This is a genomic window from Enterococcus phoeniculicola ATCC BAA-412, assembly GCF_000407505.1.
Classification (GTDB): Bacteria; Bacillota; Bacilli; order Lactobacillales; family Enterococcaceae; genus Enterococcus_K; species Enterococcus_K phoeniculicola.
The window spans coordinates 480,217-502,603 of the sequence record NZ_ASWE01000001.1 but is presented as its reverse complement, the minus strand read 5'-3'; the positions used below and the strand labels follow the sequence as shown (position 1 = coordinate 502,603).

Genomic DNA, 22,387 nt, shown 5'->3' with positions numbered 1-22,387 from the left:
ACCCTCTATTCATTTATAATTAAGGAATCAATCAAAGCTTGAATCAGTTTTGCTTTGCTCATGTGATAGATTTCTTTTTTTGGACGACTAAATTCTTTTTGTTCTTTCGCCAATTTTCTCAAATCAGCTACTTTCATTTTTTGAAACTTCTCTTGAAGCTGCTCCTTACTCTTAGATTTGACACTCTGAACTTTGGATTGTTCTGACAGCATCTCCTCTTCTTGTTTCAATTCCTCTTTAACAACCTTCAAAATTTTTTCAGACACTGTTGGTGACTCAACTGATTCTTTTTCTAGTTTCTGTTGATTTGTTCCTTTTTCTTCAGCTATTTCACTTGTTTGCTCTGAATTTTTTAGTTGCTCTTTCGCTTGGTCACCTGCAGCCTTCTCAAAAGGAGCTGATTTTTGCATTTGCTGTTTTTCAGTAGCATTTGGTTCCTTACAAGAAACAAATGTCTCAGGAGTAATTTCAGGTCGAGGAATCACATGTCCGCAAAGGAGGATATTGTTTCCCAGTAGGCTGACACTTGCTTTAGCAGATTGAATCGCGGCTTCTACAGCAGCTACATCTCCTTCAATCATGACCGTGTTTATTCCGCCCCCAACTTGAGTGCTCCCCAGTAAATGAACATTTGATGATTTAAGCATGGCATCTGCTGCTTCAATTAGGCCAATCAACCCTTGTGTTTCAATCATTCCAATTGCTTGCTTCATTTACGGCTCGCTCCTTTACTTTTGTTGATAGAACAGACGCGATTCCTTTAACTAACCAGTCCGTTTTTGTGCCCTTTGGAATAAAGATAGTATCTCCTTGATACGCTACTAATCGTTCTCCAGAAATGGTCAGTTCAACTGTACCTGTGAGAATGTAGTTGACTGACTCTTGACCACTTGACTCACTGTAACAAGTATTTTCAAGAGAGAGTAGATTGGCTGTCAGACCATGCTCTTTTGCATGTACAATCTCTTGACTCTTAAGGGATTCATCGCCTTCTATAGGCTGTAATTTAACAGTCGTTCCTTTGACAATTTTCAAGCCACTCTTGTGATAACTCGCTTCATACGGCTGATTCCCCGTCTCCGCTAAAAATTGTTTTAATAAAACAACCAAGGCCTCTTTTGAAAAGCTTCCGACTCCTCCCAATTTCTCTACATCTGGACAAGCTCTTTCTATAAATTCAATATGGTATTCTTCTGCTAAATCTTTTGCAGCTGGTGTAATAATCGTTTGACTATCCACAAAGATAGAAGTTGTTCCTTCTTCATGACAGCCTTCTACTTCCTTTAGGCTAATTAATTTTTTCATTTTGTCACACTTTCCTTATGCAGATTCGCAGCTTTCATCAATGATGCCTACGACTGCCGCATCAACTGGAATGAGATCATCTTCAAGCATCCTTCTAGCAGCCGATCCTGTAGTCACAATCACCCTATCCCCAATTCCTGCACCAATCACATCGCAGACAATTAATCGCTCGCCATCTCGTGAGCCTCCGGAAATTTCTGCAATCATCAACTTTAAGCCATTTAATTTTTCAGATTTACGAGTAGCCCAAATCGTATCCATTAACTTTGCAATTACCATTTTTTAGCCTTCTCTTTCTTCTGAATCTCTTCAATAGCAGCAGTCACTGAGGCTGTATCTCCAAATATCGCTAGCATCACCATATTTTGTGGACAACTTCCTCGAATATCTTCTACGGTTACACCGACTGCTTTTTCAGCAACATCTGCCGCACAAACCATCTCAATAAGCTTCCCTTGAACCAAACCAATTGCGTCTGGCTTTTCCAGCGTGTCCTTTGAACCTTTTCGACGATTGACAATCGCTAATGTCCCTTCTCCAGGTGATTTTATAATTCGACAATCCATCAATTTCCCCTCCTATCCTATCAGTTGATTTGTACAGCTTAGCGCAATCCCTAGTGGGGTAATAAACATCGGATTCACAGGTTTATAAGTCTTAATTCCTGTTGATTTTTGGATGATTTGCTCAATATTCTTTAGACATGCCGTTCCTCCAACTAAATAAATAGCTGGTATCTCATACCCTTCTGTCTGCTGAACAATAATCGAAGAAATTTTTTCGATAACAGGTTTCAGTGTTACCAGTAACTCATCATGATTTTTTGGGTCATGTTTATACGTTTCTGCTTCTTGAAATGAGCACTTATATGAACCCGCAATCACTAAAGATAAATGAGTGCCACCTGTTGCTTCATCAGCAATTTTCACTACCTCTGAATTCTCTAAAATTGAGATTCCTGTAGTTCCACCACCGATATCAACAACGGCTCCTTCCGTAACTTTTAACAGCTGGTTAGCTGCTGTCGGTTCATCTAACAAATTCGTCAATTCAAATCCCGCACTTTGGACAACATTTTTTATGGCTCCACCGTCAAGCTCATCTGTGCCAGGCGGTAAAGAAGCGGCCGCATATACAAGTTCTGTGCCTAGCTTTTCTTCCAGTTCTGCCTTTAGTTCTCTAACGATTTCTACTGCACCAATATAATCAACAATCATGCCATCTCGAACGACATCTGCGTATCGATAGGCTCCGGCAACCGGTTGATAGTTTTCATCTAAAACAGCAAGCACGATACAAGCTGTCCCCAAATCGACCCCTGTATAGTAAATGCTTGAAGGATGCAGTTTTGGTTTTTGAATTGTTTCTTCAAATTCAGCAACGAACTGGTTACACTCTTCTATATACTCTTTCATTGACCGGCTCCCACTAATTGTTTTCTAAACTCATTCAGTTTTTTATTTGTCATTTGTAAACTCTTCTGACATTGCGGATACTTGGCATGGATTAAATGAATGAATTCTTCAATTTTTTTCAATTTAATTAATAATTTCCCATGGTGACTAAACAAATGAACAGCCTCTAGTTCAAAAGTTTCCGATTCGAACACTGTTTCTATACAAGACTCTATTTTATCGTCTTCTTTTCCAAGCATCTCATTAACCTCTTGCTCTAGCTTTAATAGCTCTTGACTCATCGTTACAGAGTAATCCATCGCTAGAATTGCTGCTTCATATAATTCACAAGAAAGCCACCCTTTATAAAATGAAAACTCAGGTAACTCTTCGACTTCTTCTAATCCGTTTTCAGATACTCGCACTTCAATTAATGCAACTTTTTTATCAATCAGAAATTGTTTTCCTTCTGGTGTCAATCGTTCCTCAGGCTTTAAAGTAAATTCTTGAAAAGGTGCTTTTCGATACGTTGTTCTTAGCTCACTTTCCGTAATAAAATGCATTAATAGCCACCTCTTAGTAACCCCTTATAGATTTTTTCTAGTTCTTCTTGTGTCACCTTCCGAGGGTTTGTTGATGTACAAGGATCTTTCAACGCTTTTTCAGCCATTTCAGGAATTGCCGCTTCATAGCTTTCAAAATCAATCCCACAGTCACTAATTGTTTTGGGAATGTCCAGCTGTCTCAATTTACGGTTCAGTCCAGAAATAAATGCATGCACCGTCGCTTTAGGCGTACCTGCAGTGAAGCCTAATAAATTTGCAATTCTTTGATAAACCAATAAACTTGGGCACTCTTCTGTCAAATCCAATCCTGCATTGTAGCTGATTACATGAGGAAGTAATAGCGCGTTTGCTCGCCCGTGAGCAATATGGAATTTCCCCCCTAAGGCATGAGCTAAACTATGACAAATACCTAGTGAAGCCTCACTAAACGCAATTCCAGCTAAACAAGATGCATTATGAATACTTTCTCTTAAAGCTAAATCTTCCCCTTCGTTAAATACGCAAACGAGCTCCTCCCAAATCATACGCAATGCTTTTTCCGCACAAGCATCTGTAAAATCTGTCGCATTTGTCGACGCCAAAGCTTCCATACAATGCGTGAAAACATCTACACCTGTATCTGCCGTCACATTTTTTGGGACACTTACCGTCAGTTCAGGATCTAGAATTGCCAAATCTGGAATCATTCGCTCATCAACCAAAGCATATTTCCCTTCATTTGTTGGATCTGAAATCACTGAAAATGCGGTTACCTCACTTCCAGTTCCACTTGTTGTTGGAAGACAAATCAGTTGCATTTCTGCTGTTTGATCTGCTGTTTGAACCATTTGTCTGATGGCTTTTGCTGCATCCATCGCAGAACCTCCACCTAAGGCAATCAGGCTATCTGGCTGGTGTTTAATAACCTCAACCAAGCCTTTTGTTACAACTTCAATGGTCGGATCAGGGACGATTTCTGAAAATACTGGACAAGTTATTTGTTTGGCTTCAAATAGCTGAACGACTCTAGCTGCCATTCCATTTTTCACCATGAATGGGTCACAGATGAGTAAGGGATGGTTGATTGGTAGATTTGCCAATTCTTTTACAGTCCCCACTCCTGTAATAATTTTTGTCGGCATTTTAAATTGTTTGAACAAATAATCTCCTCCTTTCATTCGTTAGTTATATCTCTTGACTCTTTTTATTGATTGCTTATTTTTTCTTCAAACTCAATGGATAGATAAGGAGGCAGACAACCAATTTCCATCAGCTCAAGTTCGGCTTGTTCCTTTGTTTTTTTTGCTTTCCTCGATACGTGACTTACGATTCCCCCTTTTCTCGGCACTTGAAAGACCCGTGCAAACCCTGGTGGATAACGTTTTTTATTATTCATGGAAACTAAAAACAAAACTTCGCTGGCTTCTTGTTGTAAGGCAATAATATGTTTATGCATCCATGGACAATCAAGATACGCACTTGGTACTAGGATAGTTTTATTCGTGTAAAGAAGATTGGCTAGTTTCCGGATAGGCTGACTAGTTGCCTCAATTTTTTGAGCTACCTTGCGATTCTCATCATCATCGACACCAACAATTAAGATTCGTTTTTTCATGATTTCGTCACAGGAACCACTTCAAAATTCAATAAATTTTTCAATCCAGAGACGACTGATTCCAATGCTACTTCAACACTTTCAACATCTCCATTCAATAAAACAGATCCTGTAAATCGATCCAAAAATCCAACTGTTACTCCTGCACTTTTCCCAGCGATATCGGCTGCAATAATTGCGGCTTCATAAGGAGAAATAGTTAAAATTCCGATAGCACCATTGTTTTCTACACCTAATGATTCATAGATTTCTTCAATGGGAGCTGCAATCACATGGGCTAGAGTGACTTGTTTTCCTGGAACCGATTCTTCAATGACACGCTGAGCGATTAGTTCAGACATTTTTTCACCTCTCTAGTGTCGAATGACGCGGACAGGAAAATCATAATCCTTAATCCAGCCTTCAATTCGATCTAAATCTGATTCCAGAAGAGACGGATCTCCTTCAACAGGATATTCCATGCCTAATTGACCATATTTATTCACTCCTAGTTTATGGTACGGCAACAGATCAATTCCTTTAAAGTTTGGATACTCTTTATAAGGAAGTAAGAAGTCAATAATTTGTTGAATCTCTTCTTGGCTATCATTAATCATCTTCAACATCGGCATTCTGATTTGTATCTGATGTCCTTCTTCTAATAATTTTTTTAGGTTCTCTAAAATTCGTTCATTACTAATTCCAGTAAGCTCGTTATGTCTTACAGGATTCATATGTTTTAAATCAAACAAGAACAAATCGACATATTCGGCAATCGCCAATATTCGGTCCATTCTTGAATGCCCGCAAGTTTCAATCGCCGTGTGTAATCCATCTGCTTTACATGCTTGCAGTAATGCAAGGGCTGCCTCTGGCTGGGCAGTGCATTCTCCTCCACTGAGTGTCACACCGCCGCCAGATTGCTCATAAAACATATCATCTTCGTGGATAACTTCCATCAACTCAGAGATTGTTCTAATTTCACCTGTAATATTTAATGCTGCCATTGGACAAACATCTACACAAGCGCGACAACCATTACATGCTCTATCACGTCGAACTTGATGGGAACCTTCTTCATCAATGTAATGGATACCCATCGGACACACATCCACACAAGCGTGGCAATCACTACAAACGCTCTCTTTGTACATAACTTGGAATCTTCGTTCAATTCCTTCAGGGTTGGCACACCACTGACACTTCAATGGACAGCCTTTAAAAAAGACAATTGTACGAATCCCTGGTCCATCATACAAGCTATATTTTTGAACATTAAATACCATTGCCGAGCGCTCAATGAGCGTAGTGTTTTGAGTATCCATCTCTTCATCTCCCGTTGTTAAAACTTAGTTAACATTGTTCGACTAATAATTTCATCCTGTACATCTTTACAAAGTTCAACAAAGAATGCACTATATCCTGCAACTCGAACAATCAAGTCACGATATTCTTCTGGATGTTCTTGGGCCGCTAACAATGTATCATTATCTAAATAGTTAAACTGCATTTCCCCGTTTCCTAAGACACTTGCTGTCTTCAGTAACGTAATTAAACTTTCTTCACCTTCAGGGGTATTTAACATTCCTGACATAATCTTAAAGTTATGAACCATTCCCATGTTCATGGTATCGTTTGCCATCTTAGAAACTGATTTGACGATAGCTGTCGGGCCTTTAAAATCAGCGCCTTGTGTTGGACTAATTCCGTCTGATAATGGCACCCACGCTTTACGTCCATTTGCCGAAGCTCCAGTTAATTGACCTAAAGGTGTGTTGTTTGAAATAGATAACGTTCCATGACACAATTCAGAGAATAATGTTTTATACTGACGATGTTCAGCTTCCGTGAAATGAATCAAGTCTGCTGCAATTAAATCAGCATAGTCATCATCATTTCCAAACTTAGGTGCATTTAAGCAGTCTGTACGTATTTGATCGTAACCTACAAAGTCCGCTTTTAACGCTCTGTTTAATTCTTCAAGAGTATATTTCTTTTCATCAAAGACCAGTTTCTTAATTGCTGCCATTGAATCTGCGTATGTCGCTAATCCTGACCAGACAACCCCAGGACCAAAGTTATACATCGCACCTCCAGCAGAAACATCTTTTCCGTTTTCCATACAGCCTTCATACATGATGGACATCAGTGGTTTTGGTGCAAGATCTCTATGAACTCTTTGAGTGATTACAGTTGCAACAGATGACCATTTTGTGACATAACGAATCTGTTCTTTGACCGCTTCTTCAAATTGTTCATATGTTTTATAGGTTGCGATTGGTCCTAAATCAGGACAAACTTTCTTCCCGTACCACAACGGGACTCCTTGATTTAAAACTAATTCAATACAGATTGGCCATTGAGTATACGCCGTTGACGTCCATTGATACAAACGACCTGATTTTTGCGGCTCCACACATCCCATCAAACAATAGTCACGAGCATCCTCAACTGATACTCCTTTTGCTAACATCATTTTGATATGTGTATCATCGAAGTGGCAGGCAGGAAATCCAATTCCAGCACGAACAACATCAACAATTTTTTTCAAATATTCTCTAGGTGAGCGATTGTGAATACGGCAGGCTAAAGATGGCTGATAAACTTTTACATGGCGAACTGCATCCATCAATAGATAGGTTAATTCATTTGTTGCATCTCGGCCTTCTCGCGTCACTCCGCCCACACACATGTTGACAAACGGCTGATACCCAGCAAAGAATTTAGACCCGCCTTCACTTGTAATCCACATCATTTCTGACATCTTGATTAACATACAACCTGCTAATTCAAACGCTTCATGGTTTGTTAAGCGACCTGAGTCAAGATCATTTTTAAAGAATGGATACATATATTGATCTACACGTCCAATGGACATCCCTGTTTGGTTTTCTTCAACTACCAATAAAGATTCAATCGTCCATACAGCTTGGATTGCTTCCCAGAATGTTTCTGGTTTGTTCGCTGGAACTTTTGCGTTTACTTCTGCAATCTTTTGTAATTCCATTTTCCGTTTTGGATTTGTTTCTTTTTCAGCAAGTTCTCTTGCATATTCAGACATCCGTTTTGCATAAATCATAACGCCTTCAGCAGTTTCAATTTGCGCTTTATAGAAATAGATTTTGTCCATATCATCCGGAGTGGCATAATCTAATGTGTCTAATTTTTCTTGCGCCTCTCTTTGGATGTCCAACATTCCTTTTTTCATCAAAATAACATCGTACCCAGGGTTAGAATCGCCCCCTCCATTTAATTGGTGGTACGAACAATCAGAAACAAATGATTCTCCTGAAAGCTCCCAAACACCCGCTTCACGGAATTGGTCTTCACAATGTTCATCTACAGATTTGCCTTTCCAAAACGGGAAAAGCTCTTCGCGCATAATTCTTTTATCTTCATCAGAAATATGGAACGGATCTTGCGGACGAGAAGAAATGGTATCAATCTCTTCTTCCATCCAACGCCAAGCGATATCTGGAGAAAATGAGCCTGCACGTGGTGCGCCATTTGGTGCCCCGACAATTAATTCATTATCTTGAATCACTAAAGGTGCCGTTTCACAGCAACGCTTAAATGACTTCGCCCGTAAAACGTTCTTAGGCATTCCTGGATTTTCTTTGGCAAGCTCTGTGATAACTCGCGCACGGTGAGTTGTAATTGTCGGAACCTGTTTCAAATAGTTTTCCTTTAAGGCACTAAGTCGTGGGGTAATCCCATTTGGAACTACTGTTGCATCACTGACAGAGTAACTCTCAGAAGGTGATTCTGTATGATCTGCGACCGTTGCAAACATCTTCATTAATGCATTACGTTCTTCTGCACTTAATTCTTTGGTTGCTTCAGCTAGTTTTGCTGAGAACTCTTTTATATCCATCTTATTCCCTCACTTTTCAACAAATTATTTTTCCAACATTTTCTTCAAAACTTTTTCAATCAACTGAGTCTTTACCTGTGTGTCATGTACGTTACTTTCTATGGTTTTCTCTTCTAGACACTCGCTAGAGGCATAACCAATTTCACGCGTATAGGTCAGATTTGCTGGTGTAATATTCTCTGCACTAATTCCTAATCCTCTTGTAAAACCACCTAAAATAGGTGACAGCGGTAAAGTCGAGCCAAGCCCCATACTAGAAAAGCTTGCCGCCGCATTCACCACCATCCTTGCAACCGGCTTCTTCAAGGCAAATTCATTTACAATCATTGGTTCTTTAGAATGAATCGCTAACGTATGTCCATCATTCTTTTCTTGAAGTAAATGAATGGCTTTTTCACAGGCATGCTGCCAATCTGGTTCTCTATAAAATACTATGATTGGGCAACTCATTTCATTCACAAATGGATCTTGATCATGCAGATAATTTTGTTCAGAAATTAAGATTCGCGTATCTCGTGGTAATTGAATCCCCGCATTCTTTGCCAGCCAGGCTGCACTTTTTCCAACACAGCTCTCTTGAATGCCATCATTCTTAGGCTGTAATAAGGAAATGAGCTTTATTTCTTCTTCTTTTGACAGGAAGTACGCCCCGTTTTGAATCAATTCGTTTTTCACTTTCTCTGCAATCGTACTTTCTACAATCAGATATTGTTCTGAAGCAGGTAACAACCCGCAATCATAAGCTCGACTTTCAATAATCATTTTTACTGCGACTTGCGTATCGGCAGAGCGTTCTATAAAGACTGGTGTCGCTCCAGAGCCACCATAAATTATTGGTCGTTTAGGAATGGTTGTGTCGGTATATTTTTTTTGCCCTAAAACCAAAATCATCGCTGTCATCGGACTATTGATAATCTCTTTTGTTCCACATTCAGTTAAGTACTCAATACAGTTAATACTTCCTCTAGGCAACCCGTTGCAAAGACCAATCTGCTGAATCTTTTTAATAACTAAGGTCGCCGTTTTAGTCGCTTTCACATGGGGAATCGCAATCATCGCATTAGCAGATTGAAGTCCCGCAAACAAGCTATAAAGTGTATGAATTACCACATTTTCTGAAGGTAAGAGGACCGGAATGACACCTAAAGGAACACCCACTTGCAAAATTTTCCCCGCAGAATCTTTTGCTGTGGCACCGATATAGGTTTTATCTCCAACCTCTGCTTCCATCGCCTTTAAAAATTGAAGAACAAAGGCTTCTTTCTCTTTTTGACAGCCCTTGCCTGTTTCCTCTATCTCACAAGAAACGTATTCAGAAATCAATGGCTGAATTTCACGAATCATTACTCGAACAAGATTATGAAAAAATTCTTGCCCATACTCTTTCATCAAAATCTGCGCATCCTTCGCTGTCTCCAAGACAATTCGCGCTTCTTGAATTGATAGTAAATCTTTATCTACATCATGCATTTATGATGCATCTCCCTCCTCTTCAGGTAGAAGGTTGACTAGCTGATAGCGTTCAATAAGTTTATTTAAATCGGCATGCGGACTGGCAATCACAACTGAGCTGTACACTTCTGCATTCATCTTTTCCACTGCTGCAATTCCTGCTTCTACCGCTGAATGACAAGCCGCAACATCCCCTTGAACAATCACTGAGATGTAGCCTGAGGCAACATTTTCATAACCTACCAGCTCTACATCAGCCGCCTTACACATTGCGTCACAAGCTTCTAAAACAAAAACTAAGCCAAATGTTTCAATCGCACCGATTGCTTCATATGTTTTCACTCGATTTCCTCCCTCATTTAATCCTCTACTGCATGAACAGAGACAATATCTCCAACATACGAAATAGGTCTAGGCATGACATTTTGTGCGGTTAGCTTACCAATCTCACTAGCTGCTTTTGCGCCTGCTGCTACAGAAGCTTCCACCGCTGCAACATCACCCTTAATCATGACTGTGACTAATGTAGAGCCAATGTTTTCATAGGAAATTAATTCCACATTTGCCGCTTTCAACATCTCATCTGCTGCCTTCAAAGCTGGTACTAACCCAATTGTTTCCACTAATCCTAAAGCTTCTTCACCACGATACTTCAAGTGATTTCCCCCTTATGCCTTTCGATATTTCTTATCAACGTATTTTTCAACAGTTGCCTGACCTTCTTGTGTCATACGATAAAAACAAACCAATTCATCTTTTTCATCTACCTCATAGCTGGTAAGCTCAACTAATCCATTTGCTTCTAGCGCCATGATATGTTCGACGTATAATTTTTTATTAAACTGACTTTCATTTCCATAGGTGGGCTCTAATCTGCTCATAATTTGATTCACATTCAGTTCTTTTTCACCATCTAATTCATTTAATACGGCTGTTCGACTAGGTAAAAGCATATTACGCTTCCCCCTTTCTGAATAAATCTAATGGATTCATCGTTACCAAAATCGCTCCTATCACTATGACGACTGAGCCAATCACCATTGTTGGTGTTAATGCTTGACCCAAGAAAATCACGCTGAAGATAACCCCCCAAAAAGCATACGTAACATTCAAGGACATTCCCACAGCTGTTCCAACCATTGCGTTAGCTTTATACCACGTTAAGAACGAAACCCCCGCACTTAATCCAGATAATAACAGCCACAAAACAGGTGTAACTGCTGCTAATGTGCCGGCAAATAAATTCAAGCCACCAATAATCGGCAAAATAATCACAATAACGAATAAGCCTGAGATTAGTTGACGAAGATTTACCGCAACATCCGTATCAATCATTGCTCCGCCAAAACTTGAAAAGACGCCTTCTAATCCCCAAGAAATTGCAGCAATAAAGGCACAAATGATACCTAAAGTAAAGTTAGGTGCGCCTTCTGGCTTCACCATATTGATGGTAATCGCTCCCGCTACAACAACAAGCATGCCAAAAATTATTCGCGGAGTTGGTTTTTGTTTTAAGAAAATCCAAGAGAACAATGCACCAAACAATCCACAGGTAGCTGATATTGGAATCGCGTATGCTCCTGCCATTGCCAATCCGACTAGATAAGCACCATTTGCTACAGGTCCTCCTAATAGAAAACCAATGACAAGCATTTTCCCTGGCTTTGTTGCCAACATTCGGCGAAGTTCTTTTAGTTTCCCTTGTTTTGCGTTATAAAATAATAGAAAAATTCCAGCAAAAAAATCATTCAATCCAGAACAAACAAATGGTGCTGCTAGGATACCCGTCGCACTAATTAATGGATCATAGCCACTTGCAACAACCACTAGTGTTGAATAGATTCCATAAGTAATCCCGGAAACAAGTCCATTGGTAATTCCTTTTACACGAAACCCTTTACTTGCCTCTTTCATTTTTGTGTCTGCACTGACATATGAAACACTTTTCCCACTATCCATCTCTTCATTTCCTTTCATCAAGAATTCCCTAAAATTATTTGTTTGGTAAAATTGATTCTACTTCTGCATGTGGTCTAGGAATTACGTGAACAGATAATAATTCACCCACACGTTCTGCTGCTGCAGCCCCTGCATCCGTTGCGGCTTTCACTGCACCAACATCGCCTCTAACTAGAACAGTTACGATTCCACCACCGACAAGCTCTTTTCCGACTAACGATACATTTGCTGCTTTCACCATTGCATCTGCTGCCTCGATTGATCCGATTAATCCTCTTGTTTCTACCATTCCTAATGCATCATGTTTCATAATTTTTTTCTTCCTTTCGCATTTTATTAAAATCATATTTTATTAAAACGCTTTATTTTGATAGCTCTATCATATTTCCTGACCTTAAGGGGACAGTCAACGATTTTTTTGTTATAGTACAGAAAATAAAAAGAGTATAACAGTGTACTATTCTCAGTGATTTCACCTAATTGAGAATAGCAAGCAGGCTTTGTTTATAATCCTTGATAAATCAACTTTTGATAATTATTCTCATTTCACTTCTCACAAAAGAAAAATTTTTCCATCTAATACACAAGAAAAAAACCGCTTCACTAAAAAAGTCAAGATATTTGCCTGTTTTGCTCATTTTTTCACTTTGTCGTTGAAATAGCCACTTTTGAAACAAGTAAACAAATCTTCCTAAAGCTTGATATACCGGCAATTTATGTTGATAAATGGAAAGAAAAAGCAGACATGCCCTTAGGGAGAACCTTTCTAAAGCGATTCACAAAACACAGAAATTTCCCTCAATTGATCCCTATAAAAATGTAAAATTATCAAATAAAGAGACATTATTGATTTCCATTAATTTTTTACTCAAAAAAAGTTCTATAATAGTTGATGTTCCTACTTATTTTGAGTAATAAACATTATTGACAAAAAAATAAGCCAAAATTCACAAAAAGACAGTTCGTCATTTTCATAAGTTTCGACTTATTTTTATTATGGCTCTTTTTTACTAAAGCACGGGAAGGAAGACTCCTTTCCCTTTTGCTCTCACCATCTTCCACACATAGAATCAGAGTTGAAGGTTCCGCAAATAAACTGAAATTGCATCGATGCACTCTTTCCGAAAGAAATAGATGTAAGCTGGTGCAGCTAATCACGAAGCTCTACTTCCGATGTGGCGCTGTCCCTGCTTGATTCTAAGGGCTAACCGCTTCTGATCAAACCTCTATAAATAGAGATTAGTGGGGAATGTATTCCGCCGAATACATTCCCCACTAATCTTGGTATATTTAACTTTTCACTTTCTTTGCTGGTATCAATAGCTCTACAACAAAACTATCTACATTCATTGTTGACCAGTAATCCACGATGTGCCGTTCGTAAACTTCATCTTTACACTGATAATGATGCTCTTTTGCCCAAGCTCGCATTTTACTATATTGTTTATTAATCATTGATACGTCTCCAATGTGATAACTTGAAAGGAAAAACTGTCCCCCAATAGTCTTGGTTGGTATATTTCCTTCCACCTGACCAACTGGTTTTTGCATAATCTTTACTTTTGAGCTACGATATTCTTCCTCGTCCTCACAGCCTTCAAAGCCTAGAATAACAGGACCCATAATTTCACATTTTTGAGACTCCAGATAGTTGACCCATGGAATATTAATTACTGCGTCCATATAGTTTCTCTTAAATTCTTGTTCCATGTAGACATACGTCTCTTCGTCAAAATACTTTACATTAATCTCCTGTAACTGATTAGAAGTCGCTATATTTCCTTCTCTTATCATCCCTAACCATTCTGCGATTGCGCCGTAACTATTACGAATTCTTCTTTCCTCTTGCTTTAGCTCATCTAATTTTGTCAAAAAAATATTTTCTTGTTCTTGATAAAAATAATTGTCAGTATTTTGGGCAAGCTTCATCTCCTGCAATTTAAATCCCATCTGTTTGTAGTATTTAATTACAGGAATACTATTCATCGTTTGTTCAGTATAATAGCGGTAACCGTTTTCAAAACACACATAGTCTGGTTTCAATAATCCAAGCTGCTCATAATAGCGTAATGTTTTGCGGGAAACATTGCATATCTTGGCAACCTCGCCAATAGAGTACATTGGACCAGGATTTGAACTCTCCTGCGTTTTTTTCATTCAAACATCTCTCCATTAGACACAACCACTTATATTATCAAAAATAAACCTACGCTTGTCAAGGGGAAGTAGGAAGTTTACGTCTAGATAAGTGAAGTTTCCCTCTTTAGAATATAAATTTAAATGACTTTCAAATAGAATAGTCTTCTATAACAGACGGAGAGCCTCACTGAGGTCGGGACAGAAATGTTCCGCTCCGAAAACCAAGTAGGTTTATGGGTATCATCGGAAAGTGAACCTTCGTGGATTTGCAGCATCAAGCAGATGTAGAAATGCAATTTCAGCTTATTTGTTGAGCCTCAACTCCAGCATGTTTCATGCGTAGAAGATGAGTTGCTTATGTTCCCAACCTTTATTAAGAATTCACAAGGGTGGCATATAACTTAGATAGTTATGCCTCACCCTATGGAACTACTCATACTCCATACAAAAAAAGAATGATTTATTCAGATTGCTCACTCTCAGATTTTTTTGTGTAACATCATTGAGAAATCTATTCTACTATAATGCTTATTAACACTCATTTTAATCACATGAATGATTTATCAGTTTCATCACTCGCTTGAACTTGTACAATTAGGTTAAGATTAGGAATTGTGCTATCTGTTTTAGCAAAAGATAGCACATTTTATTACTATTATTCTAACGGTTGAGAGATGATTCCTGAGTATATAATTTCCATCCCATACATAAAGCTCTTAGACAGTCTACCTTCATCATTGTTTAAAGAGTTTAACTGAATGGATAAACTAGTAAACCCATGTACATAGCTTCTTACGGTTCTCATTACATCTGAAAGAATTTCCTCACTGAAATTATATTGCTGAAAAATATTGATGAATGCTGAAATAAATAATTTTCCTTCTTCTGTCAAATGTAGATTTTCCCATGAAATCCATTGATAAAGCGCTGGATTTTCTAGTCCATATCTAACCCATGATCGTCCAGCACACATAAATGCCTCTCTACCAGATTTCCCTGCAATTGAGTACATGACTTTTTTAGTGATTTGCTGAAAAATTCTCACTTGTACCTCTTCAATTAACTCATCAAAACCAGCAAAATAATTGTATAGTGAAGGGGCTTTTACATCCAATTTTTTTGCTAGCTGTCTCAGAGAAACTTTATGATCTTCTGTATTTTCAATCATTTCCATTGCTGCAAAAATGATTCCTTCTCTTGTTAATTTTTTATATGAAATGAAAATCCAACTCCTTTACAAGGATAACTACTCAGTTACCTATACTAATTTCTAAAATAATTTTTTGATACTGATTCTTTTGAAACTATTCTCACTTTATCAAAACTAACATATATAGTCAAAAAACTAACACTGTTAACTTTAGATTTTTTATGATACACTCCAATCAAATGAAATAAACATTGAAAACATAGGAGGATTTTATATTGGAATGTCAATTTTTTATTCAATCGGAAGCGACAGTAAAGCTTGCCTCTCTCCTCTCTGGAAATGAGCAATCTGAACAAATCATCATTTTTTTGCATGGTGGTCCGGGTAGCGGCTACGCTCCATTAAGAAAGATTCCAGCATTTAAAGAATTAGAAAAACAGTATTTGTGCTTCTATTTTGACCAGCGTAGTTCCGGTAATTCTTTGTATCCAACTCACGTAAAAATGACAAAAAAAGAACTGGTCGATGATGTAATTCAAATGATTAGCTATGTAAAAAAGAAATTCCCTAAAAAGCAACTCTATTTGTTTGGAGGAAGCTTTGGTGGTTCTTTAGCATTACACACCATCCAACAATTTTCAGATGATATTCAAGGGTTAATTCTCAGCTGTCCGGCAGTTTTTTTTGACAATACGACTGGGGAAGAATTTTTTAGAAATATGTTACATACTCATATACAAACCACCAAGTTACTTTTTACCTCCGATGATTTCGATTCCATTCTGGACTTGCCAGCTAAAGATTTCTTTAATCATCCACAAATAAAAAAGTACATCTACTCTAAGGAAAATCAGTCAACATCCACACGCTATACGGCACAAATCAGTGATTGGTTCTTTACTGACCACCTAGCTGGGGTTTTTGCCTCTTGTACAATTCCAATGTGCATTATTCAAGGAAAAAATGATCCTATTTGTTTTGAACAAGCAATTGACAATCAGGTAAAACTCGAAAAAAATGCGTTGATTTCTTACCATGCTCTAGATTCATGTGGACATGCACCATTTGAGGACCAGCCTCAAATTTTTTTAGACATCATTCACAAATTCATTCAGGAGGGGACAAAATGTTAATTTATATCTGTTGTGCAGGAGGGATGACTTCCAGCATGTTCTGTCAAAAAATATCTAAAGCGGCTAATCCAAATGAAGTATACTTTGGATCTTTACATGATATTATAGTAGATTTTTCAAATTTATCTCAAACATATTCCACGTTAGTCGCTTACGGAGGCGAAGGCATCATACGACAAGAGAATCTGGAAACCCTCTTTAAACCCTATGTAGATCTAGTATACGTTTGTCCACAAGTTCGTTATCGAACACCTGCTTTGAAGAAGCTCTTAATCCCTTTAAACATCCCATGCCTAGACTTAGATATGAAAACTTTTGGAAACATGAACGGAAAAAAAGCACTTCACGACATTCTATCTTTTCAAATAATGGACGATGCTAAGTAAAAAAAACCTCCAGCTAAGTCATTCACTTAACTGGAGGCGCTAGTTTTCTTCATTTGCTCTAAAAAAAGAGCTATAGATGTTGGCCGTGTATTAATACTTAGAGCAGGGAAGAGAAGCTAGCCAACAGACCCTTCCATTTGAGAATCACTGTATCAACAAGCATCAATGCCTGTTATATCAACCATTCAAAGGAAGAGAAATAACAGTTCTAATCACTACATTTCAATAAAATGTTTCCAAATGGCATTCAATTTAGCATTCAAAAAATAGACTTATGTGGGGCATATAGGAAAGGAAAATCAAGTACTTAAAGTTTATTGTCTCTAATCGATCTCTCTTTTTAAATTCTCAATTTCTAATGGCGATAAAATAGTTGAGAGATTTGTATGACCTGCAAGTCTCTTCTGTAAATCTAATGGAAGTTGTTTCATCAAGTCTACTAAACTTTTACTTCCAAAATAACTCTTTTCAATTTTTGCATTATCTAGTAATAAAAAGAATAGTTTGATTAATAAATTTTTTTTGTCTGGCTCACTCTGCTCTTCAATACTATCCGGAAGTGATTCAATGCTCACTTTTCCTTCATAATCGTTAATGCATTCTTCGAATATTTGAAAGAATTTTTCTGCTTTAGCTAATAAAGCATTTTCTTCTGCTAAAGAATGTAAAATATTCATTCCGTATTTCCCATCTGTATCGTTTAGAATTATTTCTTTAGTCCACTGTGATTCATATTCAAACTCAACATTACTTTGAAGTATGATAACAATAAGCCACGAAAAATTGACTTCACTCCAATTAACCTCCGTTTTTTCGTCACTAGGATTTATTTTACATAGAGCGAGCAAGAAAAGATTATTTTGATTCAAATTATTAACATAACCTTTTTTTAACAACTCTTGACCCACAGGTTTAAATTTGGCTAAGTCTTTCTCCTTAAACCCACTTATTGAAAAAGAGTATCCTTGAAAAGTATTGATAGTGATTTCTTCTAAATCTATAGAACTGTCTACTGTGAATAAGGCACCCTGTGAATATTCTCGAAATTCATTCGGAGTAACACTGGATACAATACTTTTAATTTTACTACGTCGTGAATGGTCTTTTTTATTTAATTTTATCAGTATACTCAGATACCTACCTAATTCTGTGTTAATAAAATCATCAACCTCAAGTAATTCTGGTCTATCTTTATCCGTGTATACATAATCATAATTAAGTTCATCAACATTCACTTCCAACAATTTCTCAAAAGCCGGACTCTCAAATTCTTCTTTGTCAATTAATCCTTGAAAAAGTTTCTCCTCTTCCCAACTAAAGCTGTCCATATCAAATTTCTTTAAAAAAATCTTCAGAGATTCTGTTTTTAATTCAGAATCATAATCATCATTCGTTAAAATTTCGATAAAAAGTTTCTCATATTTTGGATACAGTAGTAATCCTTTTTCAAGAATTAGTTTTTTTACTTTTTTTGAAACTTCGTCATCTCTATTCAATGAACTTATCAAGAAATCAGATGTTGCTTGAGAAGTTCTTTCTGAATAAAAGTCTTTTCTTGTCAAAAAAGATTCACTTTGGCTGGTCAATAATATCTTTAAAATACTATCTACATCTTCTTCAAGAATTTGGTTGTTATCAATAAATGATTTAGGATATACAATACCAGCCTCACTTTCATCCATTCCATTCTGATAGTTTTCTGGAATTTTCTTGCCAAATTTTTCTATTTCTTTTCTATGTTTATCTACAAAGACATTTAGTTCAGCACCAAAAATAGTGTCAGAAAAATCAATTTTACTTATCAAATTAGTCACAACAGAATCATGCAAGCTATTTTCATTATCCAGACTTACTAAAATTCTTTGAAATAAACGAAGTTCAAGTAAGGAATCTGGAAAATTATCTGAAATTGATATTCCATCTAATAATAATCTTCCATTTAAAAGAGAATTATATATGATTTTTATCAAGTCATCAGACATGAGTTCTTTAAATGACAAGTAACGATAGCCAAATTCATCAGTTACTGATTCGGTAATTAATGAAATCATTTCTGATTTTAAATTGATTGAAAATACCTTATCTTTATAGAAAATACTTCTATGATATGAATGTCCCTGCTGAAGCTGTTTAACCAACCAATACCCCATTAAATCTGAATCGCTTGAGAAATCTGTTCTTACAAGTTCTTTATTTTCAGAAAGGTTTCTTCTTATCTCATTTATGTCTTCCTGTTCAATCTTACTTGATTGTTTCAAATTTTCAAAAATTTTAAAAATTTCTTCCCAATGGATACTCAATTTTTGCTTGATAAAAATGTTAATAATCGATTGAACTTGTATTTCATCTAAAGTTGCAAAATTTTTATCAATCATAGTCCAAAAACTACTGATACCACTGATTTTATCTAATAAAATTTGGCTACTGAGTGTATTTTTTAAAATCTTTTTTTCTAAGTCAAAATCATCTGCTTTAAAAATATCGAATAGAAACCTCTCATCTTCCGAATGCTTTTCAAGAATTTCCTTATATACTTCATCCTCAGTAGATACTGCATGAAGTATATTCCAGTCGTCAATACTTTCAGGAATTTCTAATTTATTTTGAACTGCGCCCACAATTTTATTTACTTCCACAGGTAATTCATTATAATTATCTCCATACCAAAATATTGTGGTATTATTATTTTTTTGATATGTTTGATTGTAGATTTCTCTAAATTCCTGTGTTTCCCTCGAATCTGCTTTCATTAATGCAAAATTTTGAGTAGTAGCTGGAAGTAAAGATAAAATTTCTTCTTCTTCCATACTGCTTCCAATAAATAGAACAACTGGATTCTTTTCTTTGAACCACGTACTCAAATTATTAAAGTCTTGTGGCTGTTTTAAATATTGACGAGAATAATCCACTGATGAATTTACAAAAAAGTTCCAATCTCCCTCGGTTGTCCCATGTAAATGCAAAACATCACCTGAGCGTAGTATGCTATTTAATTCTGTAAATTCACGAATATTATTTATAGGTTTGAATGCTCCCTTTTGTTTTGAACGTCCCAAGTGTCTTTCAATTTCAAAATCATAATTTGAAGTGACGAATATTGGGTCCAATTTTGCCAACTCGACTAAAACACTATTTTCAACGAAATCTGGTGCCACACTATTAAAAAAATATTCTTCAAAATCAAGTTTTACATCATCAAATTTTTTTCCTAAAATACCCCGTAGTAAAGTATGCAATAAATCAATTTTTCTTTTATTGGTATTTCTAGACTCTAATATTTCATCAAATTGTGAAAGTAACTGATTAGATATTTTTCCCTCAGCTTCTGGAAAATTTCGTATATTAAATTGCCAAAAATGAATAAGTTTATCAATATACCCATTCCAATTTGGATATCCTTGTGATAATGAAGTTCCTGCCCCTACAAAAATAACTAGGTTAAAGTTCTTAACTGCCTCTGCGAGTGTATTTACTAATATTTCAAATTCTGTTTTTTTGTAATATTTTCCCATATCAAACTCCAACCTTTTTTGTTTTATTAAAAACAATGTTAACTCAATATCCATTGCCTTGAGTAAAAAATTCCCTATCATTTTCCTGTCTAATAATCATTGTACTTCTCCTTAAACATATCAGAAAATACTTCTAAATCATTTACATGTTCCAACATTGTTTCTGTTGTTGGAAGTTCTATATCAATATATTTAATTTGTCTGTCTTTTAAATATTGTTGCATCTCGCCATATCTCATCCCTTCCTCAAAATTCCAAGCAAAACCTCGTTTGTTTACAAATACCAAAGAATTCATATAATTATTTGAGATTAATATTGTTGCTGTATATGAGGTATTGTAAAAAGAATCTTCATTAGTTTCTTTACAAATTATTACACCATCCACACTTTCATAATACATATCTAACAATTGATATAGTGTTCCAATTTCAGTTGTCTCTAGCTCAATATGTTTATAGTTTTTTGAAAATGAAAAATAGCTTTTAGGTTCATAGTATTTTGCTAATTCCTTTTTCAGAGTTCCTCTTTCTTCAACCTTGTTAGAAACCACATAATTAAGAAGCACCTCTTTAACTCTATTTAGCACACTATTTAGCACGTTATTTGAAGAAAGATACCCTTTTTGAATTTCTAATAATTCTTGCTCAGTTATATAACTATTTATACTAACAATTTCTAATGCGTCATGAATAAAATCAATTGCTATTTCATTAAGTACTTCAGGTAAATCCATAATATACTCATTTGTTATAATTTCTATTAGTATTTTAAATGAATAGATATTTTTATTTCTTAAACTATCACTTTTATTTCTTTTTTCACTTAGACTATAGTAATCATTGTAGTCTTTTTTCAATTTAATAATTTCACGAAAATTTCCTTTTGATCTATAGTAGATACTTTGAAGTGTATTAAGACTGCTAATTTTTAATAGCTTGGGGACTACTAGAATGAATTCTTGCCAATTCATTCTAGGTAAAAAAATATATTCACGAATCAAATTATCTAAAGCAGAGTATTTTTTATCATACTTTAGATTGACATATTTTTGACTATCTACAACTAAAAAAAAGATAACAGAACTTTCAACTAAAACAACCTTATTTTCTTCAATAAAATGTTCAAGACTGATGTCATCAAGTTTATCCAACTCATCTAGCACAACTACTATTGAGAAATTATCAGAAAAAATAGCGAATAATTTTACAACTTCTTCAGCAACGTCTTCCCTTCTTTGTCTAGGAGATTTTATCTTTCTATTCCTAATTTCATCGTTATTTAACTTTATACTATTAGCTTCCAAACTTGCTTTTGAAAACATAAATTCTGAAATAGATGCTTTAATCCCAAAAATAAAATTTGAAGTAGAAGTTTCACTCTCACCACGAATCTCCTCTTCAATTTCTTCTAAATAAATATCAAATAATACTTTTTCTTTTATATTCTCTATTCTATTCAAAATTTCTTTACCCAGTTTTTCAGCATTTTCTACATATATTTGTTCTAAAAAAAGAATTAGTTCTCGCAATAAATCGGTATCCTTATTAGTAACATTTAAGTGCAGAAAATACTCACTTTCTGCTACTATAAATCCATAATTTTGAGCACGTTTTTTGGAACTTTGGTTCTCTATCGAATTCATTAAAGTTGTTTTTCCAGAGCCTCTATCTCCGCCGATAACATAAATCCCTGTTGCAAAATTTTTTACGATATCTTCTATATCAGAAATTCTTCCTGATAATGTTGCTGGATAAAAGCCTTCTTTTTTTATTTCCTTTAGTGGTTTCATGTCATTGATATTCATTTAGATCACCTTCACTTTTTGTTTTAATGAATAAACAAAGTCTTTTAGCTTATTTTTTGGAACAAAATTATTGATGTCAATTAATGATATATTTTACTGCTTATTACTATAAAAGTTATGCTTAAATAAATTGTATCAA

22 protein-coding genes and 1 pseudogene are annotated in these 22,387 nt (G+C 35.9%); 2 read left to right on the top strand and 21 right to left on the bottom strand.

Annotated features, from left to right (window positions below; translation table 11 throughout):
• Positions 1-5: 5 nt before the first annotated feature.
• From I589_RS18665 to I589_RS02175, 19 genes and pseudogenes are all read right to left on the bottom strand, one after another.
• Positions 6-713 (bottom strand): BMC domain-containing protein, encoded by a 708-nt coding sequence (locus I589_RS18665; protein WP_010769754.1) that lies wholly within the window; start codon positions 711-713, stop codon positions 6-8.
• On the bottom strand, positions 688-1,305 hold the full coding sequence (locus I589_RS02260) for a cupin domain-containing protein (protein WP_010769755.1): 618 nt from the start codon (positions 1,303-1,305) through the stop codon (positions 688-690). Before I589_RS02260 ends, I589_RS18665 begins: the two co-directional genes overlap by 26 nt.
• Before the next feature lie 15 nt (positions 1,306-1,320).
• The gene (locus tag I589_RS02255; protein WP_010769756.1) at positions 1,321-1,584 is read right to left on the bottom strand and encodes a EutN/CcmL family microcompartment protein; all 264 of its coding nucleotides are present in this window, start codon (positions 1,582-1,584) and stop codon (positions 1,321-1,323) included.
• Positions 1,578-1,871 carry a BMC domain-containing protein gene (locus I589_RS02250; RefSeq protein ID WP_010769757.1) on the bottom strand — a complete coding sequence of 98 codons (294 nt, stop codon included), beginning with the start codon at positions 1,869-1,871 and terminating at the stop codon, positions 1,578-1,580. Before I589_RS02250 ends, I589_RS02255 begins: the two co-directional genes overlap by 7 nt.
• A 12-nt stretch (positions 1,872-1,883) precedes the next feature.
• The gene (gene eutJ / locus I589_RS02245; RefSeq protein WP_010769758.1) at positions 1,884-2,720 is read right to left on the bottom strand and encodes an ethanolamine utilization protein EutJ; all 837 of its coding nucleotides are present in this window, start codon (positions 2,718-2,720) and stop codon (positions 1,884-1,886) included.
• A complete protein-coding gene (locus I589_RS02240) occupies positions 2,717-3,262 on the bottom strand; it encodes a hypothetical protein (RefSeq protein WP_010769759.1) in 546 nt (181 codons plus the stop codon). Before I589_RS02240 ends, eutJ begins: the two co-directional genes overlap by 4 nt.
• A complete protein-coding gene (locus I589_RS02235) occupies positions 3,262-4,404 on the bottom strand; it encodes a 1-propanol dehydrogenase PduQ (protein ID WP_010769760.1) in 1,143 nt (380 codons plus the stop codon). The genes I589_RS02240 and I589_RS02235 overlap by 1 nt, the downstream gene beginning before the upstream one ends.
• Positions 4,405-4,448: 44 nt before the next feature.
• Positions 4,449-4,859, bottom strand: a complete 411-nt coding sequence (locus tag I589_RS02230; protein WP_010769761.1) for a EutP/PduV family microcompartment system protein — start codon at positions 4,857-4,859, stop codon at positions 4,449-4,451.
• On the bottom strand, positions 4,856-5,200 hold the full coding sequence (locus I589_RS02225) for a BMC domain-containing protein (RefSeq protein ID WP_010769762.1): 345 nt from the start codon (positions 5,198-5,200) through the stop codon (positions 4,856-4,858). The genes I589_RS02230 and I589_RS02225 overlap by 4 nt, the downstream gene beginning before the upstream one ends.
• 12 nt (positions 5,201-5,212) lie before the next feature.
• On the bottom strand, positions 5,213-6,163 hold the full coding sequence (cutD, locus tag I589_RS02220) for a choline TMA-lyase-activating enzyme (protein WP_010769763.1): 951 nt from the start codon (positions 6,161-6,163) through the stop codon (positions 5,213-5,215).
• Between the two features lie 17 nt (positions 6,164-6,180).
• On the bottom strand, positions 6,181-8,712 hold the full coding sequence (cutC, locus tag I589_RS02215) for a choline trimethylamine-lyase (RefSeq protein ID WP_010769764.1): 2,532 nt from the start codon (positions 8,710-8,712) through the stop codon (positions 6,181-6,183).
• A gap of 24 nt (positions 8,713-8,736) precedes the next feature.
• Positions 8,737-10,182 carry an aldehyde dehydrogenase family protein gene (locus tag I589_RS02210; protein ID WP_010769765.1) on the bottom strand — a complete coding sequence of 482 codons (1,446 nt, stop codon included), beginning with the start codon at positions 10,180-10,182 and terminating at the stop codon, positions 8,737-8,739.
• Positions 10,183-10,320: 138 nt separating this feature from the next.
• A pseudogene (locus I589_RS18745) lies at positions 10,321-10,434 on the bottom strand (BMC domain-containing protein); the annotation flags it as partial.
• An 89-nt stretch (positions 10,435-10,523) separates the two neighbouring features.
• Entirely contained in the window at positions 10,524-10,820 is a 297-nt protein-coding gene (locus I589_RS02200; protein ID WP_010769767.1) for a BMC domain-containing protein, read from the bottom strand.
• 12 nt (positions 10,821-10,832) lie between these two features.
• Positions 10,833-11,117, bottom strand: a complete 285-nt coding sequence (locus I589_RS02195; RefSeq protein WP_010769768.1) for a hypothetical protein — start codon at positions 11,115-11,117, stop codon at positions 10,833-10,835.
• Between the two features lies 1 nt (position 11,118).
• Positions 11,119-12,123, bottom strand: a complete 1,005-nt coding sequence (locus I589_RS02190; RefSeq protein ID WP_139242897.1) for a DMT family transporter — start codon at positions 12,121-12,123, stop codon at positions 11,119-11,121.
• A gap of 34 nt (positions 12,124-12,157) precedes the next feature.
• On the bottom strand, positions 12,158-12,433 hold the full coding sequence (locus I589_RS02185) for a BMC domain-containing protein (RefSeq protein WP_010769770.1): 276 nt from the start codon (positions 12,431-12,433) through the stop codon (positions 12,158-12,160).
• Between the two features lie 980 nt (positions 12,434-13,413).
• The gene (locus I589_RS02180; protein ID WP_010769771.1) at positions 13,414-14,280 is read right to left on the bottom strand and encodes a MerR family transcriptional regulator; all 867 of its coding nucleotides are present in this window, start codon (positions 14,278-14,280) and stop codon (positions 13,414-13,416) included.
• 637 nt (positions 14,281-14,917) lie between these two features.
• Positions 14,918-15,448 carry a TetR/AcrR family transcriptional regulator gene (locus I589_RS02175; RefSeq protein ID WP_281169500.1) on the bottom strand — a complete coding sequence of 177 codons (531 nt, stop codon included), beginning with the start codon at positions 15,446-15,448 and terminating at the stop codon, positions 14,918-14,920.
• Positions 15,449-15,687: 239 nt separating this feature from the next.
• On the opposite strand from I589_RS02175, the gene I589_RS02170 reads away from it, so the two are divergent.
• Positions 15,688-16,545, top strand: coding sequence for an alpha/beta fold hydrolase (locus I589_RS02170; RefSeq protein ID WP_010769773.1), 858 nt, complete (start codon positions 15,688-15,690; stop codon positions 16,543-16,545).
• A complete protein-coding gene (locus tag I589_RS02165) occupies positions 16,539-16,931 on the top strand; it encodes a PTS sugar transporter subunit IIB (RefSeq protein WP_010769774.1) in 393 nt (130 codons plus the stop codon). The genes I589_RS02170 and I589_RS02165 overlap by 7 nt, the downstream gene beginning before the upstream one ends.
• Positions 16,932-17,254: 323 nt before the next feature.
• On the opposite strand, the gene I589_RS02160 is transcribed toward I589_RS02165, so the two are convergent.
• Both I589_RS02160 and I589_RS02155 read right to left on the bottom strand, forming a co-directional pair.
• Complete coding sequence (locus I589_RS02160; protein ID WP_010769775.1) at positions 17,255-20,443, bottom strand: SIR2 family protein; 3,189 nt, start codon at positions 20,441-20,443, stop codon at positions 17,255-17,257.
• Between the two features lie 89 nt (positions 20,444-20,532).
• Positions 20,533-22,248, bottom strand: coding sequence for a P-loop NTPase fold protein (locus tag I589_RS02155; RefSeq protein ID WP_010769776.1), 1,716 nt, complete (start codon positions 22,246-22,248; stop codon positions 20,533-20,535).
• Between the last annotated feature and the right edge of the window lie 139 nt (positions 22,249-22,387).

Excerpts from the sequence above, each read along its gene's own strand:
- I589_RS02240 (WP_010769759.1), bottom strand. The coding sequence starts at position 3,262 with ATGCATTTTATTACGGAAAGTGAGCTAAGAACAACGTATCGAAAAGCA.
- eutJ (WP_010769758.1), bottom strand. The coding sequence starts at position 2,720 with ATGAAAGAGTATATAGAAGAGTGTAACCAGTTCGTTGCTGAATTTGAA.
- cutD (WP_010769763.1), bottom strand. The coding sequence starts at position 6,163 with ATGGATACTCAAAACACTACGCTCATTGAGCGCTCGGCAATGGTATTT.
- I589_RS02255 (WP_010769756.1), bottom strand. The coding sequence starts at position 1,584 with ATGGTAATTGCAAAGTTAATGGATACGATTTGGGCTACTCGTAAATCT.
- I589_RS02250 (WP_010769757.1), bottom strand. The coding sequence starts at position 1,871 with ATGGATTGTCGAATTATAAAATCACCTGGAGAAGGGACATTAGCGATT.
- I589_RS02190 (WP_139242897.1), bottom strand. The coding sequence starts at position 12,123 with ATGGATAGTGGGAAAAGTGTTTCATATGTCAGTGCAGACACAAAAATG.
- I589_RS02260 (WP_010769755.1), bottom strand. The coding sequence starts at position 1,305 with ATGAAAAAATTAATTAGCCTAAAGGAAGTAGAAGGCTGTCATGAAGAA.
- I589_RS02180 (WP_010769771.1), bottom strand. The coding sequence starts at position 14,280 with ATGAAAAAAACGCAGGAGAGTTCAAATCCTGGTCCAATGTACTCTATT.
- I589_RS02165 (WP_010769774.1), top strand. The coding sequence starts at position 16,539 with ATGTTAATTTATATCTGTTGTGCAGGAGGGATGACTTCCAGCATGTTC.
- I589_RS02160 (WP_010769775.1), bottom strand. The coding sequence starts at position 20,443 with ATGGGAAAATATTACAAAAAAACAGAATTTGAAATATTAGTAAATACA.
- I589_RS02185 (WP_010769770.1), bottom strand. The coding sequence starts at position 12,433 with ATGAAACATGATGCATTAGGAATGGTAGAAACAAGAGGATTAATCGGA.
- cutC (WP_010769764.1), bottom strand. The coding sequence starts at position 8,712 with ATGGATATAAAAGAGTTCTCAGCAAAACTAGCTGAAGCAACCAAAGAA.
- I589_RS02195 (WP_010769768.1), bottom strand. The coding sequence starts at position 11,117 with ATGCTTTTACCTAGTCGAACAGCCGTATTAAATGAATTAGATGGTGAA.
- I589_RS02230 (WP_010769761.1), bottom strand. The coding sequence starts at position 4,859 with ATGAAAAAACGAATCTTAATTGTTGGTGTCGATGATGATGAGAATCGC.
- I589_RS18665 (WP_010769754.1), bottom strand. The coding sequence starts at position 713 with ATGAAGCAAGCAATTGGAATGATTGAAACACAAGGGTTGATTGGCCTA.
- I589_RS02155 (WP_010769776.1), bottom strand. The coding sequence starts at position 22,248 with ATGAATATCAATGACATGAAACCACTAAAGGAAATAAAAAAAGAAGGC.
- I589_RS02210 (WP_010769765.1), bottom strand. The coding sequence starts at position 10,182 with ATGCATGATGTAGATAAAGATTTACTATCAATTCAAGAAGCGCGAATT.
- I589_RS02225 (WP_010769762.1), bottom strand. The coding sequence starts at position 5,200 with ATGTCTGAACTAATCGCTCAGCGTGTCATTGAAGAATCGGTTCCAGGA.